At 74.8% G+C, this 2,043-nt stretch carries 1 protein-coding gene and 2 pseudogenes; 1 reads left to right on the forward strand and 2 read right to left on the reverse strand.

The features are described from left to right. Nucleotides 1-783 (reverse strand): annotated as a pseudogene (locus C1I98_RS38285) (hypothetical protein); the annotation flags it as partial. A gap of 113 nt (nucleotides 784-896) precedes the next feature. Between C1I98_RS38285 and C1I98_RS38290 the strand changes: the two are divergent. Continuing rightward, nucleotides 897-1,322: pseudogene (locus C1I98_RS38290) on the forward strand (Clp protease N-terminal domain-containing protein); the annotation flags it as partial. 210 nt (nucleotides 1,323-1,532) lie between these two features. Here the strand turns inward: C1I98_RS38290 and C1I98_RS38295 are convergent. After that, a partial coding sequence (locus C1I98_RS38295) for a GNAT family N-acetyltransferase (RefSeq protein ID WP_146607909.1) occupies nucleotides 1,533-2,043 on the reverse strand: 511 nt, incomplete at its 5' end.

Below are 2,043 nucleotides of genomic sequence, written 5' to 3' on the forward strand. Positions count from 1 at the left end.
CGACCGGGCGGCGACGGCGCGGCGGTGTTCGGCGGCGGCGAGGTTCTGGCGGGCCTCGGCGAGCTGCCGGGTCAATGACTCCACCCTGGCCGCCGCCCGGTCGTGCTCGGCCGTGGCCTCGGCGAGCTCGCCGGCCCATTCCCCGTGGCCGCGCTCGGCCTCCTCGGCGGCTCGTTCGGCGGCGGCCAGGGCCTGCTCAAGCTCCTTGCGGCGGCGGTCTTCCGGCTCGCGTTCGAGGCGCTTCCCCGCGGGCCGCTTGGCGGCCGTCTTGCCGGTCGCGGTCTTGGCGCGCGGAGCCGCAGGGGCGGGGGCCGGGGTGAAGCCGGTGTAGCTGAGCGGGCGGGTCAGACGCCCCCGCCGTACCTCCCGCGCGGCCCCCTCGTCCACCGTGGCCGCGTCGAGGGTCTGTTCCATCTCCGTGGCCGCGCCGCCGGTCAGCGGGCGTCCCGCCCGCTCGGCGTGCTCGCGCACCAGCCGCGCCAGCCGTGCGGTGAGCGGCCCGCGCTCCCGGGTGAGCTCGGCGATGGCGGCCGGGTCCTGGTCGGCCCAGGCGGCCCGGAGCCGGCCGCCCAGGTCGGCCAGCTCGGCGAACGCATCGGGCGCGGCACGGGCCGCGTGGTTGACCGCCCACGCCGCCACGGTGGGTTTGCGCAGTCTGCCGATCTCCTTGGCCAGCGAGGCGTCCCCGGCCTGCCTGGCCGACTTGGCCAGCGACTCGCGCTCCCCGGTGAAGTCGTCGGGGTCGAGCGCGTAGAGCCGGTCCGCCGCCTCTTCCAGATCCACGCCTGAAAGCTACCCACAATTTGCGCGCCGCCCGCGTCCATACCCCCGGGGCCAGCGCCTGTGGCGCATAGTGGAAGCACAGAATTTTGGCACAGCCCCGCTGGAGGCTCCCCGTGTTCGAGCGATTCTCCGACCGTGCACGCCGCGTGGTGGTCCTCGCCCAGGAGGAGGCGAAAGCGCTGGAACACGGCTATATCGGCACCGAGCACATTCTGCTGGGCCTGATCGGCGAGGAGGAGGGCCGGGCCTCGGTCGTCATCCGCGAGGCGGGGATCGACCTCGACGGCGCGCGGAGCGAGGTACTGCGGATCGCCGGGCGCGGCGAGGGCCCGGCCGCGGAGCACATCCCGTTCACCCCGCGGGCCAAGAAGGTGCTCGAACTCGCCCTGCGGGAGGCGCTGGTGCTCGGCCACAACTACATCGGCACCGGCCACATCCTGCTCGGCGTGATCCGCGACGGTGAGGGGGTGGCGGTGAAGGTGCTCACCAAGAGCGGCCTCGGCCTGCCGCTCTTCCGGGAGCGGATGATCGACGTGCTGCGGACCACCCCGGCCGAGGCCGGAGAGCCGTCCGCGTCCCACCCCCAGGCGCCGCCGTTCGCCGCTCCCGGCCTGATCCAGCGCCTCGAACGCCTGCAGCGCGGCCTCGACCGGATCGAGCGGCGCCTGGACGCGATGGGCGCGCCCGCCGACCCGTCGCCGCCCCGGGAGGACCGCCCCTCCGGCGAGGGCGACGACTGAACACCGGGTTCAGGATGCGGTGGCCAGCGTCGTCACGGCGCCGAGCGGAAGCCTGCCGGTGAGCACTCCCGGCTCGTCGGTGTAGGCGAGCGCGGCGCCGAGCGCGATCAGCAGTCGTCGCATGCGGGTGTTGTCGGAGAGCAGGGTGGCGCGTACCTCGGTGAGTCCGCGGGCGCGTGCCTCGCGCAGCAGCATGCGCGCCATCGCCGTACCGAGGCCCATGCCCTGCCGGCGGTCCTCGATGAGGAAGGCCATCTCGGCGATGCCGGGGTCGGCGGTGATCAGGAGCGAGGCCAGGCCGACCAGGCGGTCCTCATGGCAGGCGACCAGCGAGTGGGCCGGGGCGAGGCCGCGAAGTCGCGGCGGCGGCGTGGGCGCCGTGGTGAAGTAGCGGAACCTGCGGCTTTCGGGTGAGCAGCGCTCGTGCAGGTCGCGTACCGCCTCCCGGTCGAGGGAGGTGAGCGGCGCGACGGTCACCTGCGTCCCGTCGGCCAGGCGGACGGAGCGACCGGCGGTGGCG

This window comes from Spongiactinospora gelatinilytica, assembly GCF_003236385.1.
Taxonomy (GTDB): Bacteria; Actinomycetota; Actinomycetes; order Streptosporangiales; family Streptosporangiaceae; genus Spongiactinospora; species Spongiactinospora gelatinilytica.